This window comes from Algoriphagus mannitolivorans DSM 15301, assembly GCF_000429425.1.
Classification (GTDB): domain Bacteria; phylum Bacteroidota; class Bacteroidia; order Cytophagales; family Cyclobacteriaceae; genus Algoriphagus; species Algoriphagus mannitolivorans.
On record NZ_AUBV01000006.1, the window covers coordinates 30445 to 46302 of the forward strand.

Consider the following 15858-nt stretch of genomic DNA (forward strand, 5'->3'; position numbering starts at 1 on the left):
AAGAATCTGTGAGAATCTGTGGTGAAATCAGTGAAAATCTGCGGGAAACAATATCTTGGAATTACACCTTTTGGAGTAAATCATACGCCACTTTCCCATGCCCATCCGGGGTGGTATAGAATGGCCTTTTTTCGATCTCATAATTCAGGTCGGGCGGGATGCCCAAGGCATGGTAGATCGTCTGATGAATGCTGTCGATTTTGATCGGATTTTCGATCGTTTTGCAGGGTCTTTCATCAGCCGTTTTGCCAAATAAATGGCCCCGCTTAATTCCTCCCCCAAACATCAGCATGGAGCAGCCATCCGTGAAATGCCGGTGCATGCCGTAATTTTTCAAGTCCTCCACGATATCCGGAACTTCCACCTGATCTTTGACTTTGAGGTCTGGCCGGCCTTCTGTCAGCATATCCCGACTGAATTCACTGGCGACAATCACCAAAGTTCGATCTAGCTTTCCGCTTTGATCCAGGTCCTTGATCAATTGGGCAATGGGAGCATCGATCAGGTTCTTCATGTCTTTGAGCCGAGTGTGCCCGTTGTCATGCGTATCCCAACCCATGAAGGGTTCATATTCTGTGGTGACCGTAATGTATCGAGCACCTTGGTCCACCAACCTTCTCGCTAGGAGACAGCCCAAGCCAAATTTCCCGGTATTGTAGCGATCATAGTTTTCTTTGGGTTCTTGGCTTAGGTCAAAAGCTTTCGCCTCGGGGGAATTGAGCAGGATATAGGCCTGTTCCATGGATTGGCGAAGGGATTCCTTTTGGTAATCAGAGCCGAATTCCCCCATGGGTCCTGCACTGATGAGGTCCTTGTAGAGTTGATTTCTGGATTCAAATCTTTTGGTGTCCATTCCTACCGGGGGGCGCACAGCTTCCAGCCCTGATGTGGGATCCGGAATCAAGAAGGGGCCATATTCCGAACCCAAAAATCCTGCAGAATGAAAGGCTTTCAATTCTTCCCCTTCTCCTACAGTAAATCGCTGACCGATATTGATGAAGGGTGGAATTACCGGGTTGAGGGCTCCTTTTTCCTTGGCAATCCAACTTCCCAAATGGGGTACGATCACCGATTGTGGAGGCTCATAGCAGGTATGAAAATGATACTGATGGCGTGTATGCAGGATATGTCCCAAATCCGCCGCTTGATACGATCGGATCAAAGTGCCTTTATCCATCACAGAGGCGATGTTTTCCAGTCCTTCCGAAAAGAAAATTCCATCCAGCTTGGTAGGAATGGAGGGGAAAGTGCTGAGAATTTCCTTGGCTTCCATTCCTTTCCGGAAAGGGGTGTATGGTTTGGGGTCAAAAGTTTCCGTGTGTGCCATTCCTCCGGCCATAAAAAGCAAAATCACCGAGTCAGCAGTGGTTGGGATTTTGCTTTCGCAGGAGGAAAGCAAACCTACCAAAGGAGCTCCCATGCCCATGGTTGTGAGAGCTGCAGCACTGGTTTTCTTCAGGAAGTCGCGTCGGGTGTGGAGGGTTTTCATGGCTTTTTAGGTTAGTTCCGGTGTGTGGTGACACACACCTGGGCGAGTGAGGTATTTCATAGCTAATGATTATAGTTTCGGTGTGTGGTGACACACACCGGGGCGGATTTTGTCAGGGATAGTTTCAGTGTGTGAGGACACACCAGAGCGAGTTGAGGCATTTTTTTCAGTAAATCAATTGGAATTCAGGTAACAAGAAAATAGCCCAAAGTAAATCCTGCACAGCTTCAGGACTTGGTTTGGGACCAAGGGCTTTTGTGGCAATTTCCAGTTCTTTGGTACTGGGTTTTCGAAGTAAGGCTTTGGCATACAGGTTTTCCGTAAGGATCGCTGGGTCTGGAAAGGTAGAGGCCCATTTTTCTCCACCTTTGACTAAAGATCGATTGAGCTTTTCTCCATTGCTGAGTTCCAGTGCCTGTAGCAGGCTGGCTTGAGAGTCCCGGCTGGTAGAGACAATTTCCCGATTCGGCCTTCCCAGGGCTTTCAGAAAACCGTTATTGGCCACCAGAGAAGCTCTGGCAAATCCCAAAGATTGCTGAGCTTCTGGAATCAGTTGGTAGGGGCGAAATTTGACTTCTACTGAGTCAAAAAGAGGGGAAGAGAGATTCCCCACTGCATCCGCAAATTGTTCGGCCGTGATTCTCCTTTGGACGACTCCCTGGAATCGATAATTTTCTGCCAAAAGCATATCCGGACTTTTTACCGCAATAGAAGCACTTTGATAGATTCTGGAGTTGGCTATCTGGGCAATCAAGCGCTTCAGATCATAGCCGTTTTCCACAAAATCCACCGCCAGCCAATCCAATAAATCCTGGCTCCAGGGTTCATTGTCCATTTCGTCCACGGGCTCCACAATTCCTCTGCCCATCATCTGTTTCCAGATTCTGTTGACAATAGTACGATAAAGCCTTCCATTAGCCGGTTGGACGAGCCGATCTGCCAATTGCCGAAGTTTCTCGGCTTTGGTAGCCAAACTGTCGATTTCGCCTAATTCCTCCCACAAGATTTTGGTCTTAGCCATGACTCCAGTGGGCTGCTCGCAACGACTTACTTCCAGGGTTGAGTCGGCGAAAATATTGGCAAAAGCATAAGACTGCTCCAGTTTCCAATCGCTGATAAAGCTGTCATGGCAAGAGGCACATTTGAGGTTTAAGCCCAAAATCACCTGTCCCACATTCTGCGCAGCTTGCATTTCGGTCCTTTGGGAGGCATTGACGGTCCCTCTCCAACGGATTCCTTCGATAAAACCTTTGGATTTTTCGGTGGGATTGAGGAGCTCCCTGACAAATTGGTCATAGGGTTTATTCTCCCGAATGGAGGTGTATAGCCAATCGGTAATCGCAAATCTTCCTCGCGTGATATAGCCAGTGCCGGTGTAGTCATTTCTCAGTGCATCATTCCAAAAGGTCAGCCAATGCTGCGCGAAATCATCTTTTCTGTCTAATAGTTTTTCGATCCAAAATGCTCGCTTTTGGGGATTGGGATCTGCTTCAAATGCAGCCAATTCTTCAGGAGCGGGTAGTATGCCTATCAGGTCGAGATAGACTCTTCTTAGAAAGGTTCGATCATCAATAGTCTTGCCCCAGGATAGTTGGTTTTCCGAAAAATAGAGATCCACCCATCGGTCAATGGGGTTTTCGAGTCCCGGTTTTGGTCTGGGCAAGGAAGGTTTTCGGGGAGCCAAGGCTGCCACCCGATATACAGACTGTTGAGCAACTCCGTCCGGCCAAGGGGCACCTTTTTCGATCCAAAGGCTGAGCAATTGGATTTCTTCTTTGCTCAGTAATTTGCCTTTTTCGGGCATCACGTCCTTGTGGTTTTTGGAGAGGGAAATGCGATGGATCAATTCACTTTGAGCGGGATCTCCCGGAATGATGATGGGGCCGTTTTCTCCTCCAGCAAAAACAAATTCCTTTTCATCCAAGCGCAGCTTTCCTTCGATTTTGGCTCCGGAGTGGCATTTGTAGCAGTTATGGGCAAAAATAGACCGGACATTGGAGGCCAATAAGATCTCTTTGTCCAGAGAAAGCTCTTGGGTAAAATTGGCCAAATCCACGGAAAGGGAAGGAATATCCTGCTGGGCAGATTGAAATGGCAAAACCTCGGTGAGATAATCCTCACCGTGAGTCAGGGAAGCCCCAAAATGCCCGGCGGCACCGATTCCGATTCCAGTGAGAAAGAGAAAAAATCGGAAGGTTTTGATTCGGGTTGGAGTTGCCTTGACATCGATTTGGCGCAGGAGAATCAACAAACCAACCGCAAGAAAAGCACTGACTATTCCCAGAATCCGGTGGAGGTCCAAGGAGGCTCCGGAGATGCCTTCATTTTCGACGAGTAGCCATCCCATTCCAGCAGAAAGGACAGCCGAAACTGCTCCCAAAAGGACTAAAAAACGAATTCCTGATCGGAAGGAATGCCGAAAATTACCAATGGTAAACAATTCCATCACAGCAGCAACCAGCACAAGTGCAATCGGAAAGTGAACCAGCATAGGATGAAGTCGCCCGAAAAGCTGACTTAGCCAAAAACCACCGTCCATGAGTAAAAAATCCACTCTGAGAGTGGGGTAAAATAGGTCGAAAGTGGATGGATAAGTCAGCAAAGAAGAAATCATGGAATAAGATTAAGCTCGAAAAATATAAGGCTTTCGTGTCTAAAAACAGTCCTTTACTTGGTGAAAAAACTGGTTGCCAAACTTTTATTCTGAAGTCAAGTAGCAAAAGCCGGATTAATGCCGTCATCGTACTAACCAAATAAGAATCCAGATGCGTAAGTCTTTGATTTTTCCCGTTTTTCTTTTTCTGCTCTCAGGATGCCTGGAAAAAAATGAATTTGCTACAGCCCTTGGAACTGATCCGCTTACCCAAAACGGGGAGATTTTTATCTCAGAAGATGGAGAGGAATATTGGATGGGGTGTGAGAATTCCTATTGTTATGGTTTTTCAGGTGGGATTCCGGGAAGTATCAAAACTTTACAAAATCTTAGGATCCCAGATAATCTGCCGGCTTCTCATGATCTATCTAATTTTCTCCCAGAAGTAGGAAATCAAGGAAGATTGGGGTCCTGTACCGCTTGGGCCACGGCCTATTATGGGAGAAGTTTGCTACACAACTTCAGTCAAGGTTCCTCACGCGCTCAGGCAGTTACTTTGAGTCCTTCTTTCATTTACAATCAAATCACCAAGGGGCAATGCAAGGGGACTTCTATTTTTCAATCCCTTCAGCTTTTAGTAGAGGAGGGGACAAGCGAATGGGAGGTTTTTCCCTATCAATCCACAGGATGTAATCTTCAACCAAGCCCTGAGCAGCGAGAAAATGCAAGGAATTTCAAAATGAAAGATTTTCTGATTTTATCAGGTGAAAATATGGTCGCAGAGGTTAAAACGCTTTTGACTCAAGGCAATCCTGTGGTGGTGGCCATGGGATTGGATCGGGAATTTGGGAAAAAGGATGCGTTGGGACTAAGTGCCTATCGACCTCATCAAGTCAAAAAGAAGGAAATTTATGGATCTCATGCCATGTTGGTAGTGGGCTATTCAGATCAATATCGGGCTTTTAAGCTAGTGAATTCTTGGGGAAGTGGATGGGGAGATCAAGGTTTCATTTGGGTGGACTATGCAGCTTTTGAAAATGTATTTGATCTTCAAAATCCTTTTCGGGTCCTATGTCAAGCCTTGGTGGTGATGAATTGATTACCAATGAAAATGGCCTCAGAATCTGTGTTTCTGAGGCCATTTTTATTTTTTAATTTATTCAGTCTGTTATCGAGTTTTTAAACTCAATTTCATTGATGCCCATCAAGACTTCCTCACCTTTGACATCCGGGTTTTTGAAGATGAAATAGAGGTCCTGAACCCCAGTGCTTGGCTTGATGACTACTTTGGCTCTATTGGAATTTATTCTCCTCCATTCGATCATGCTTACTCCCTGAGGGGGTCTAAATCCTCCCCCGTCTTTTCTGCCGATTTTTTCAGATTCACCCAAAAGTTCCCCGTTAGGAGAGCCCAGACGGATTTCCACAGATCCTCCTAAAGCCCCGTTTCTTTGAGTAATTGCTGCCAAAACATCAATTTGAACTATCCCGGTCAGATCTATTCCTTTGAGTGCAAAGTGAGAATTATTTCCGCTCATCAGGAAGTTGATACTTGGAGTGGTCAGTAGCTGGACACCTTTTCGGTCTACCGAAGTTTGAGGGTCAACAAACGGGGATTTCAAAGCGATAAAGCTTACTCCATTCAAGGAACCGATATTTCCCGCTCCTTTGTCAGCATAGGCGGCACGGAGCAAGAAGCTTCCCTGTCCGTTTTCCCCTTCTGGAATGACCGCATTCACTTTTCCACTGAGCGGAAGAGAGGCAATATTGGCCTTTTCATCATCCATCGCCAGGATATAATTCACCATTCTTCGGGCATCGGCATCACTCAAGGAAGGGTGGGCACTCATGCCATGCTCACCCCATACACCAGCTCCTCCATTTTTGATTTTGCCGATGAGGTAGGTGACATTTTCTTCGGAGTTTGGATATTTCTCTGCCACTGCCTGATAGCTCGGGCCGATGGATTTTTCCTGGAACTGGTGGCAAGATTTACAATCACTTTGTTCGATCAAACTTTTGCCCAGGTTGAGAATGGCTTCATTTTCTACCCCACTTTGCTTGGAGGCAATTTCAATAGGATCAAAGCCTGCTGGGACATAGTCAAAGGTAACCGCGACTTCATCCGCTTTGATGGTACCCGCTTCTGTGGACCCATCTTCTTTATCGCTGACAGAAATTGAATAAGCCAATTCTTTTTGACCAAACCAGAAGGATTTGTTCAGACCTCCAAATTCAATGGAAACCTTTGGAGGCTCATTTCCTGCAATGATTTCCAAGGTACTGGAATTGGTTTCTCCTTTCGTATCAGTGACAGTCAAGACAACTTGATAGGTTCCGGGTTCATTGAAAGTGAAGCTCGGGTTGGCTTCCGTCAGCGTTTGGTTAAATCCAGAACCATTGGTGATCGTCCAAGAATAGCTAAGCTTTCCTTGGTCATAATCATCAAAATCATTGGTGCCTTCAGAACTGAAGTTCACAGCCAAAGGAACAGATCCCGAAGTTTTGTCCACGCTTGCTTGGACATTTGGCTTACGGTTTCCTTTGTTGAATTCGATTTTGATCAGACGGGAATTCGCATTTCCTCTAAACCAAGCCGACCCATATTCCAGAATATACAAGGATCCATCCGGACCGAAATCCATATCGATGGCGGAGCTGAAGGTTTCATTGGGCAGGAATCTCTCCATGCCGGTCATATCTCCATTTTTGTCCATGGAAACTGCGAAAATCCAGCCTCGCATAAAATCTACTATCAACCATTTGCCCTCGTAATAGGCAGGAAATATATAAGGAGCATCTTTGGCAAAATCCGCCTTACGGAATACCGGTCCTCCCGTAGCACTTCTTCCGGAGCTACCCAATTGGGGAAATTCATCCGAAACACCATAGGGGTAATAAATCATGGCCGGTACTACAGGTTTTGGCAATTCTCTCAGTCCGGTGTTGTTTCTGGAATCGTTGACTGGATTATTGACATCATAGGGTTCCCCGTAGGTGCCAGTCTCGTAATCATGCCGATTGTAGGGGAAATTGTTTCCGATAAAATACGGCCAGCCGAAGAATCCCGGCCCCTTGGCTTGGTTGAATTCGTCATATCCCCGAGGCCCCCAAATAGAATCCACGGAAGCATCAGGCCCCACTTCACCCCAATAGAGATAGCCTGTTTTACTATCCAATGTCGGTCTCCAAGGGTTTCTATGACCCATGGTATAGATTTCTGGACGGGTTTTTTCTGTCCCTTCCGGGAAAAGGTTTCCTTTTGGAATGGTGTAGCTGCCGTCATCCTCTGGATGGATTCTCAGGATTTTTCCTCTTAGGTCATTGGTATTCCCAGGAGCACGCTGATCATCGTTGTTTTCAAATCCCGGACGGTCATCCAAATTGGAAGTGCCTTCTCGGGGGTTGACGGTATTGTTTCCAACGGTCAGGTAAAGATTTCCCTCCGCATCGAATACCATCCCGCCACCGGTATGGCAACATTCTTCCCGCTGGGTGGGTACTTCCAGGACGATTTTTTTGGTGGATTCCACCAACTCATTTCCTCGGAGTTCCCAACGGGCAAGGACGTGTTTGGAGTCATTTGGATCTGCATAATACATGTAGATCCAGTTGTTTTTTGCATAGTCAGGGTGCGCTATCACACCCATCAAGCCTTCCTCGGCTTCCCGGGTGACCCCTTCTTTGTTGGTGTATTTGGTATTGACGGGGATAGTGGCGACTAGGGTGACCTCCCGGGTTTTTTCATCCAGGATTTTTACGCCTCCCTTGCGTTCTACAAAGAGGATTTTGCCACCTGGCAAAAAAGTCATTTCCATAGGTTCGTCCATTCCTTCCGTCAATACGACTTTGGTAAATCGGTTGTCTTCGGGTTTGAGAGTTGGGTCATCTTCAGGCTCTGATTTACAGGCAAAAATTGCCATTGTCAGACAAAGAACTGAAAGGAGCTTCCAGGGTAAGGATTTCCACATAGATTTTTAGGGATTATTCTTAATGAAGAAGAACAGGTTTTCTATTGTCTCAATTCTGGACAAAAGAATTTCAATTTCCTAATACAATTTATGTTTCGGTAAAAAATCAGGATAAATGCACCTCTGAACTGATTGATTATTTGGGACTAAATATCAAAATAGAAATATTTTAAGGTCTTGGAATAGGAAAGCCAAATAACCAGTGGTAAAAAACTTGCGCAACTCTTCCTGTCTTTTCTTAATTTTTGACCAAAGCCAATCCTTATGAGAAAATTACTTTTGTTGTTAGGCCTGATTCCGGCCTTGAGTTTTGGGCAGAATCATGCCGAAAATATTCGCAAAATCTACGATGCCGAACTTACCTCAGGCCACACATATGAAAATCTACGCTATCTCTGCAAGGAGGTCGGCAATCGGCTGGCAGGCTCACCCGGAGCTGCGGCTGCTGTGGAATACACCCGTCAGCTGATGGAAAGCTATGGTTTTGATACCGTGTATTTACAGCCGGTGATGGTGCCCCATTGGGACCGAGGAGGTAAAGATGTGGTAAGAATCGTGAATTCTGAGAAATACGGAAGTCTTGAGCTCAATGCTTTGGCTTTGGGAAATACTGAGGGTACCGGTCCTCAGGGTTTGGTAGGGAACCTGATTGAAGTCAGCGGGATCGAGGAGCTGAGACAGTTGGGAGAAAAGGTCAAAGGCAAAATCGTTTTTTTCAACGGACCAATGGATCCGAGGAAAATTAACACCTTTGAAGCGTATGGAGGAGCTAATGCCCAAAGAAGTTCTGGGGCTGCTGAGGCCTCCAAATTTGGAGCCATTGGCACTTTGGTTCGTTCCCTCAGCAATACCATCAATCCATATCCACACACCGGAAATCAGCGCTACAATCCTGATTTTCCCAAAATACCGGCCATTGCCATCAGTACTCAAGATGCAGAAGTGTTGAGCCAAGCTTTAAAGTCTCAACCGGGATTGAAAATATACCTTGAGTCCCATGGATCAATGAAAAATGAGGCTCTTTCTTACAATGTCATCGGAGAAATCCGGGGTACTGAAAAGCCGGAGGAAATCATTGCAGTCGGAGGCCATCTGGATTCCTGGGACGTAGGAGAGGGAGCTCATGACGATGGAGCAGGTTGTATGCAGGCCATTGAGGTGTTGAGGCTATACAAAGAATTGGGTTGGAGACCTAAACGCACTATACGCGCAGTGATGTGGATGAATGAGGAGAATGGACTTCGTGGAGGTCAGGAATATGCGAAAGTCGCCAAGGAAAAAGGTGAAAAGCACATTGCGGCCATTGAATCAGATTCTGGTGGATTTTTACCTACTGGATTTTCCTTTAGTGGTACTTCCGAGCAAAAAGATAAATTACTCTCCTGGGCGGAGCTGTTGCGTCCTTATCAGCTTTGGAATTTGAACATGCCGGGAGGAGGAGCAGATATCGGTCCTTTGAGAGACCAAGGACCTATCCTGATCGGGTTAAAGCCGGATTCCCAGCGGTATTTCTTTTATCATCATACCGAAGCAGACGTGTTCGAAGCAGTGGATCAGCGGGAATTGGAGCTCGGAGCAGCTGCTATGGCGGCTTTGGTGTACCTAATTGAGCAAGAGGGGATTTAATCCCCTCTTTTTTGATTTAATATCCCTTCACTCCGGCTTCCGCAATAATTCCATCTTGGGCAGAAGTCACCCCCGAGATGCCGATTGCTCCGACAATGATACCGTCTTTGAATATCGGAAGACCTCCTTCTACTCCCACAGCATTGGGAAGCGTTGCTATTCTCGCACCTCCTTCTGCTTTCATTCCGTCCTCAAATACTTTGGTGGAACGTTTGAAAAATACGGCTGATTTGGCTTTGGCTTGAGCCACTTCTATCGAGCCGATTTGAACACCGTCCATTCTTCGAAGGGAAATCAGGTTCCCTCCGTCGTCCAAAATGCAAATCACTACATTCCAGCCTTCGGATTTTGCTTTCGCCTCTGCAGCATCAGAAATTCTTAAGGCATCATTCAGACTGAGGTAAGGCTTGGTCTGAGCGGTGGCCAAAATGGGAAGAGCAAGAAAAAGAAATAAAATTAGTTTTTTCATAAATGCGTAGGTTTGTCGAGAGGAAGTTAACTCAAAATCGGAATCAATCCACGGCTTTTTCCACATCATTCACCTGCTGGATTTTCAAGATCACATTTCCTGTTTTTTTGCCGGATGCTACATATTCAAAAGCTTCCCGGATTTGGGTAAGCTCAAAGCTTTGCTCATCAATCAAAGGCTTGAATTTTCCTTCGATGACCAGATTTTGAATTGTTGTCATACTGCTTAAGATTTCGCTTGGAATGGGGAATATGACTTTCTTGGGACCCAAAAGTGGAGCAAAAAGCGCAAGCCAAATATTCTCCCAATTTGGTCCTAGCTCAGAGGAAATGTAAGTTCCATGAGGCTTCAAGATAGGTTTTACCTTTGGAAACCGACTTTTTCCTACCGCATCAAATACAAAATCATAGGCTTTGTTTTCCTTGGTAAAATCCTCCCGATCCAAGGCAATAACCCGATCCGGACCGAGATTTTTTACTTTTTCGACGTCTTTTTCAAAGCATACTGTTGTGACTTCGATATTCATGGCTTTCAGGATTTGGATCGCTGCTGATCCTATGGCCCCGGTACCTCCATTGACCAAAACCTCCATTCCGGGCCGTAGATCCACCTTGTTGATAAAATTCACGGCATAGTGAGCAGCTTCTGCGCAGGCCACCATTTCCTGGAAATCTACCCCATCCGGAATTCTCAGAATGCCTCCTTTGTCCGGAAAACATACATATTCCGCATGCGTTCCAGCCCCGTTGTCATTGAATCCCCAAACCCGATCTCCGGGCTTGAAGGCTTGAACCTCCGATCCAACCTCTTCCACCACTCCGGCAAAATCTGTCCCTGTTATCGGGATTCGTGGTTTGTCCAGGCCCGAAAAGAGCCGAATAGCATAAGGCTTACCCGTCAAAACTCCCACATCTGTCCGGTTGACCGTAGTGGCTATAACTTTTATTAAAACTTCTCCCGGCTTGGGAATGGGTTTGAGATACTCCAGAATTTGAGTTTCCGAAGGACTGCAATACTTGTGACGGACAGAAGCTTTCATGGCGAGGGATTGGAAAAAATGGAAAATAAATTTTACTGAATTTGAGCAAGTTTGGTTTGGATAGCTTGAAACATTTCAGCGGATTCTTGCCGGATACTTTCCACAAAGCCTGTAAATATTTTCCGTTCATCCGGTGAAACTTTAGCAATTAAATCTTCAGCTTCTACTCGGATAAGGAACACATCCCGGTCGTGCCAGGCTCCCAATAAGCTGGACAACTCCTCAATTTTTGGGATGTGTATCGGGAAGTTGTTTTTGCCGAGAATTTCCAGGGAATACTGATAGATTTTCAGTTTTTTGCGAAGCAGATGGGCATTGACAGGATCAATTCCGGAAGCGATCATCAGGAGAATTTCTTCCCATAGATCCTCGATAAAATGGGTGAATTCCAGTGGTTTTTGGTTCTTGATTTCCTTTTGTATTCGCCTAAATCTCTTTTTGATTTTTTTGGTTCTGGCCAGATTTCGGCTCTTAAAAAACTCATTTCTTCTCTTTTGAATTTCCTTGTCCAGTTTGGATTTAAGGTCTGGGACTTTATCTAGGAGTTTGTGCTCGGATAATAAGTCTTTTTCCAATTGCATTTCCCGGATCGGTCCGGCCTTTTTGAAGAGCTTGCGAATGGCTTTTTGGACAGATTTGAAATCGAATTTAGGATTAGCCCTATGAAGAATCTGGAGGAGTGCATTGAGTCTTTTGACTTCAACCCGAAACCGATGGAAGGCTTTTTTACTGAATTTTCTCTTGGAGTACCTCAACAAAAAAGTGAGAGCCTTCTTTCTGGACTTGAAATATTTCGAAAGGTGCTTCATGCGGTTTGATTAGGTGAAAAGATAAAGACAAATTAATTTTTTTAATCCCCAAAGTCCAGAAAGGGAGACATGGATATTCCTGAAGATCCGAATTCCGGGAATTTGATTCGGAAGAAAAATGACTTATATTCTAAGGAGACGGTTTCTATGTGCCTGATTATAACCAGTTTTTTGAGTGACTTTCGTCATTTTATTAGAATAGAATATAGACTAGACTTGAGTAGAATATAACCCCTAAAACCATGACAGATCCCAGAATTTCCAAAGCTTCCATTCTTAGAGCCTGTTTGATCAAGCAAGAATTGACCATAGATGACTTTGAAAAAGAAGCAGCACAAATCAAGTCTGATATCACTTCACGGGACGAATCTGCAAGTCAAGCTCATAAAGGGTCCTCCGAGAGAAATGAGCTGCTAGTTCGAATGGAGAGGGAGATTGTTTTCTTGAAAAATGAATTAATGGGACTGCAATCCATTGATCCCAGCAAAACAAATGTGATCGTTGAGCCGGGAGCGGTAGTTGTGACAGATCAGCGTATATTTTTTATTTCTACCTCAATCGAGCAGGTGGAAGTAAATGGACAAGCTGTCTTCGGAATATCCTTAAAAGCGCCCCTCTATGCCTGCATGAAGGGCAAAAAGAAAGGAGAGAGCTTTTCCTTTGGAGGAGTGAATTACAAAATCCTAGACGTGTATTAAACACTCATTCTATTGGTAAACCGCTCATGGACCAAGCTTGGATTCCGCCTCTCAAATGATAGACTTTGGTGTATCCTTGCTGAATCAAAAGATTGCCAGCCTCCTGACTTCTTGCACCCACTGCGCAATAAATAAAGATTTCTGAATCCTTAGGAAGCTCGGTTGCCTTACTTAAAAAGTCTGGCTCATAGAAATTCAAGGCCAATGAGCCTGGGATTTTTCCTTGGGTGATTTCCTGCGGCGTTCGTACATCGAGAATAATTCCGCTTTGGCTTTTTTCGCTGAATTCCTTAGGGTCCAAACTTTCTACGCTGGCTGATGAATTAGCGGTCTCGGTGGATTGGGATTCTTCCTTTGGGCTGGAACAGGAAGAAATCAGCAAAATAAAGAGGGCTATTAAACTCAGGAAATTTCTCATGACGCGGGATTTTCCTCAAAGCTAAGAATCCTTTCAGGAATTTTTCTGTGAGTTGGCGCACAAAAAGAAGCTATTCACGGATCTGTCCCTCACCCCGGATGATCCATTTGTAGCTGGTCAATTCCCGCAAAGCCATTGGCCCTCGGGCATGTAGCTTTTGGGTACTGATGCCAATCTCTGCGCCGAGACCAAACTGATTTCCATCCGTAAATGCGGTCGAAGCATTGGCATAAACTGCCGCTGCATCTACTTCGCTCAAGAAGCGCTGGATATGTTTGGGATTTTCTGAGACTATGGCTTCGGAATGCTTTGAAGAATAGTTGGCAATATGGTCCATAGCCTCCTCGAGATTTGCGACAGTTTTGATCGCTATTTTCAAGCTCAAAAACTCAGTCCCGAAATGGCTTTCCTCGGCTCTTTGGATCAGGGCATGAGAAGGAAGGACTTCCAGGGCTTTTTGATCCGCAAAAATCTGAACTCCGCTTTGAAGTAGGGGTTCGAGCAGATCCTGCAAACTAGGAAGCAACTTCTCGTGAAGGATCAGACAATCCAGGGAATTGCAGACACTTGGACGACGGGTTTTCGAGTTGTGAATAATTTGTCGGGCCTTCTTTAGATCGGCAGTTTCGTCCACATAGGTATGGACGATTCCAGCTCCAGTTTCGATGACAGGGACTTTTGCATTTTGTCGGACAAAGTCAATTAAGCCTTGCGAGCCCCTAGGAATAATTACATCTACATAGCCGACCGCTTCCAAAAGAGCCTTAGTTGCCGCGCGGTCTGCAGGCAAGAGCTGAAAAGCCTCGATTGGAAGCCCATGCTTTTTGACAATTTGGTGGATCAGGCTAAGGATAGCCCGATTGGAAAAATCAGCATCTGAGCCACCTTTCAGCACAAGACCATTTCCTGATTTTAGTGCCAAGGAAAAAACATCAAAAGTCACATTTGGTCTCGCTTCATAGATAATCCCAATCACTCCCAATGGAACCGTGATTTTGGTCAGTTGAAGCCCGTTTTCAAGGGTTTTTTCTTCCAAAGCTATCCCCAGTGGGCTTGGGAGATTTTTGACCTGCGTAATTTCCTTAGCAATCCCTTGGATTCTGGCTTCGTTGAGCAAAAGCCTGTCGTACATTGGGTTCTCAGGATCCATTTTTTGCAGATCTTTTTGGTTTTCAGCCAAAAGAAATGGAATCTCCTCGACCGCTAGCACAGCCAAGTCAGAGAGGATGGTCTGAACTTGATCCTCAGATATCGCAGCGAGCTTTCGGCTGGATTTCTGGACAGACTGAAAGGTGGTTTTCAACTCATTCATGGTCAAAAAGATAGAGGTAGTCGTAATGAATTAATGCTTTTTGGTTTTTCTGTCCGATTCTTTCCAAGGCGAGTTTCGAAGTGTATTCCGCCCTTCCAATGCCGATTTTATTTCCCTTTTCATCCCGGATAAGCAAAATATCACCTTTAGTAAATTCCCCTTCGATTTGAGTAATCCCGATGGGCAGCAAGCTTCGAATTACGGATGAGGTCAAGGATGCCTTGGCTCCATCGTTAATCGTGATTTCACCTTTGTAATAATGCGCTCCGTGAGCCAACCACTTTTTCGGAGCTTGTTTCACTTTCTTTGGCTCAAACCAAGTGCAGCGGAGTTTTTTGGCCGCAAATTCGGAAAGAACACCGTCCTTTTTGCCATTGGCAATCAGCACCTGAATCCCCAAGTCTGCCGATTTTTTGGCCATAGCATATTTGGTTAGCATGCCCCCACGTCCAAAAGAGGATTTGGTGGCAGAAATATAATTGCTCACTTCTGGCATGGAAGAGGCTATTTTTTCAATCAGCTCCGAGTCTGGGTTTTCCGGATTCCCGGTGAAAATTCCATCCACATTGGTTAGCAGCATTAAGGTGTCAGCATTGATCATGGCCGCGGTAAGGCTGGCCAATTCATCATTGTCCGTAAACATGAGTTCGGTGATGGTGACCGTGTCATTTTCGTTGACAATCGGGAGGATGCCTTGTTGAAGTAAGGCCTCCAAGCAGTTTTTCATATTCAGGAAATGCTTCCGGTCTCTGAAATCTTCTTTGGTTACGAGAATTTGGGCTATTGGCTGATTCAGTTTTCCAAAGAAATCCTGATACTGATTGATCAGGCGGATCTGTCCCGTGGAGGCCCAGATCTGTTTTTTAAAAACTGGATTGAGCTTTTCGGGCAAGGCAATCGTCTGTCTTCCAAAAGCAACGGCACCCGAACTGACCAGTACTACTTTCTTTCCTGCGGAGATCAATTCCTGAATTTGGGAAACCAAATGGCTCATGCGATCCAGATCCGGCAGGCCGTTGGCTTGAGTGAGAACGTTGGAGCCTATTTTGATCACGATGACCTTGCTTTCCTTCATTTGTTAGAAAATTTGCATAAAAGTAAGGGTTTGGATAGGGAATTGCTAAGAAGGAGGGATTTTGTTGAAAAGTTGGAAGATGGTAATCCTTCGTTATTCATTATTCCGCGTTTGACATTCGATATTGATATATATATGATTATCCGCAATTGCACCACAATCCAAAATTCCTTTGGTTTGGCGGTCGGAAGTCCGAAGAGCGAAGTCCGAAGCTGACTAAAACTGAACTTCAAGCGGGATTTTATTCCTAATGGATGGCCTACTGGTAAGAAAGCAGATATACCTATTTTTTTAATAATGAATATCGAACCCTGAATATCGAACTCCGAATTAGAGATGAGACTCAACTCTACTCAGCC

General features: G+C 45.3%; 12 protein-coding genes. 3 read left to right on the top strand and 9 right to left on the bottom strand.

All coding sequences use genetic code 11. The features are described 5' to 3' along the window. Positions 1-61: 61 nt before the first annotated feature. Both G458_RS0106800 and G458_RS0106805 read right to left on the bottom strand, forming a co-directional pair. Positions 62-1489, bottom strand: coding sequence for a DUF1501 domain-containing protein (locus G458_RS0106800; RefSeq protein ID WP_026951236.1), 1428 nt, complete (start codon positions 1487-1489; stop codon positions 62-64). Between the two features lie 166 nt (positions 1490-1655). Beyond that, positions 1656-4103, bottom strand: a complete 2448-nt coding sequence (locus tag G458_RS0106805; RefSeq protein WP_322786237.1) for a DUF1549 domain-containing protein — start codon at positions 4101-4103, stop codon at positions 1656-1658. 151 nt (positions 4104-4254) lie between these two features. Here G458_RS0106805 and G458_RS0106810 point away from each other — a divergent pair, with 151 nt between their 5' ends. After that, positions 4255-5181, top strand: coding sequence for a C1 family peptidase (locus G458_RS0106810; protein ID WP_026951238.1), 927 nt, complete (start codon positions 4255-4257; stop codon positions 5179-5181). A gap of 61 nt (positions 5182-5242) precedes the next feature. Here the strand turns inward: G458_RS0106810 and G458_RS0106815 are convergent, their stop codons facing one another. After that, a complete protein-coding gene (locus tag G458_RS0106815) occupies positions 5243-8053 on the bottom strand; it encodes a PQQ-dependent sugar dehydrogenase (protein WP_026951239.1) in 2811 nt (936 codons plus the stop codon). 264 nt (positions 8054-8317) lie between these two features. On the opposite strand from G458_RS0106815, the gene G458_RS0106820 reads away from it, so the two are divergent. After that, entirely contained in the window at positions 8318-9679 is a 1362-nt protein-coding gene (locus G458_RS0106820; protein WP_026951240.1) for a M20/M25/M40 family metallo-hydrolase, read from the top strand. A 16-nt stretch (positions 9680-9695) separates the two neighbouring features. Here the strand turns inward: G458_RS0106820 and G458_RS0106825 are convergent, their stop codons facing one another. The 3 genes from G458_RS0106825 to G458_RS0106835 are packed head-to-tail and all read right to left on the bottom strand — an operon-like array spanning position 9696 to position 11996. Then, positions 9696-10148: a GlcG/HbpS family heme-binding protein gene (locus G458_RS0106825; RefSeq protein WP_026951241.1), complete on the bottom strand. Its 453-nt coding sequence runs from the start codon at positions 10146-10148 to the stop codon at positions 9696-9698. Between the two features lie 43 nt (positions 10149-10191). After that, positions 10192-11187, bottom strand: coding sequence for an NAD(P)-dependent alcohol dehydrogenase (locus tag G458_RS0106830; protein ID WP_026951242.1), 996 nt, complete (start codon positions 11185-11187; stop codon positions 10192-10194). A 32-nt stretch (positions 11188-11219) separates the two neighbouring features. Beyond that, positions 11220-11996: a CHAD domain-containing protein gene (locus G458_RS0106835; RefSeq protein WP_026951243.1), complete on the bottom strand. Its 777-nt coding sequence runs from the start codon at positions 11994-11996 to the stop codon at positions 11220-11222. Positions 11997-12238: 242 nt separating this feature from the next. Between G458_RS0106835 and G458_RS21375 the strand changes: the two genes are divergently transcribed. Then, positions 12239-12694: a hypothetical protein gene (locus tag G458_RS21375; RefSeq protein WP_051287092.1), complete on the top strand. Its 456-nt coding sequence runs from the start codon at positions 12239-12241 to the stop codon at positions 12692-12694. Positions 12695-12698: 4 nt separating this feature from the next. Here the strand turns inward: G458_RS21375 and G458_RS0106845 are convergent, their stop codons facing one another. The 3 genes from G458_RS0106845 to proB form a co-directional block, all read right to left on the bottom strand. Continuing rightward, the gene (locus G458_RS0106845) at positions 12699-13112 is read right to left on the bottom strand and encodes a rhodanese-like domain-containing protein (RefSeq protein WP_084438833.1); all 414 of its coding nucleotides are present in this window, start codon (positions 13110-13112) and stop codon (positions 12699-12701) included. 70 nt (positions 13113-13182) lie between these two features. Continuing rightward, complete coding sequence (locus G458_RS0106850; protein ID WP_026951245.1) at positions 13183-14424, bottom strand: glutamate-5-semialdehyde dehydrogenase; 1242 nt, start codon at positions 14422-14424, stop codon at positions 13183-13185. Further along, positions 14417-15499 carry a glutamate 5-kinase gene (gene proB, locus G458_RS0106855; protein ID WP_026951246.1) on the bottom strand — a complete coding sequence of 361 codons (1083 nt, stop codon included), beginning with the start codon at positions 15497-15499 and terminating at the stop codon, positions 14417-14419. Before proB ends, G458_RS0106850 begins: the two co-directional genes overlap by 8 nt. Between the last annotated feature and the right edge of the window lie 359 nt (positions 15500-15858).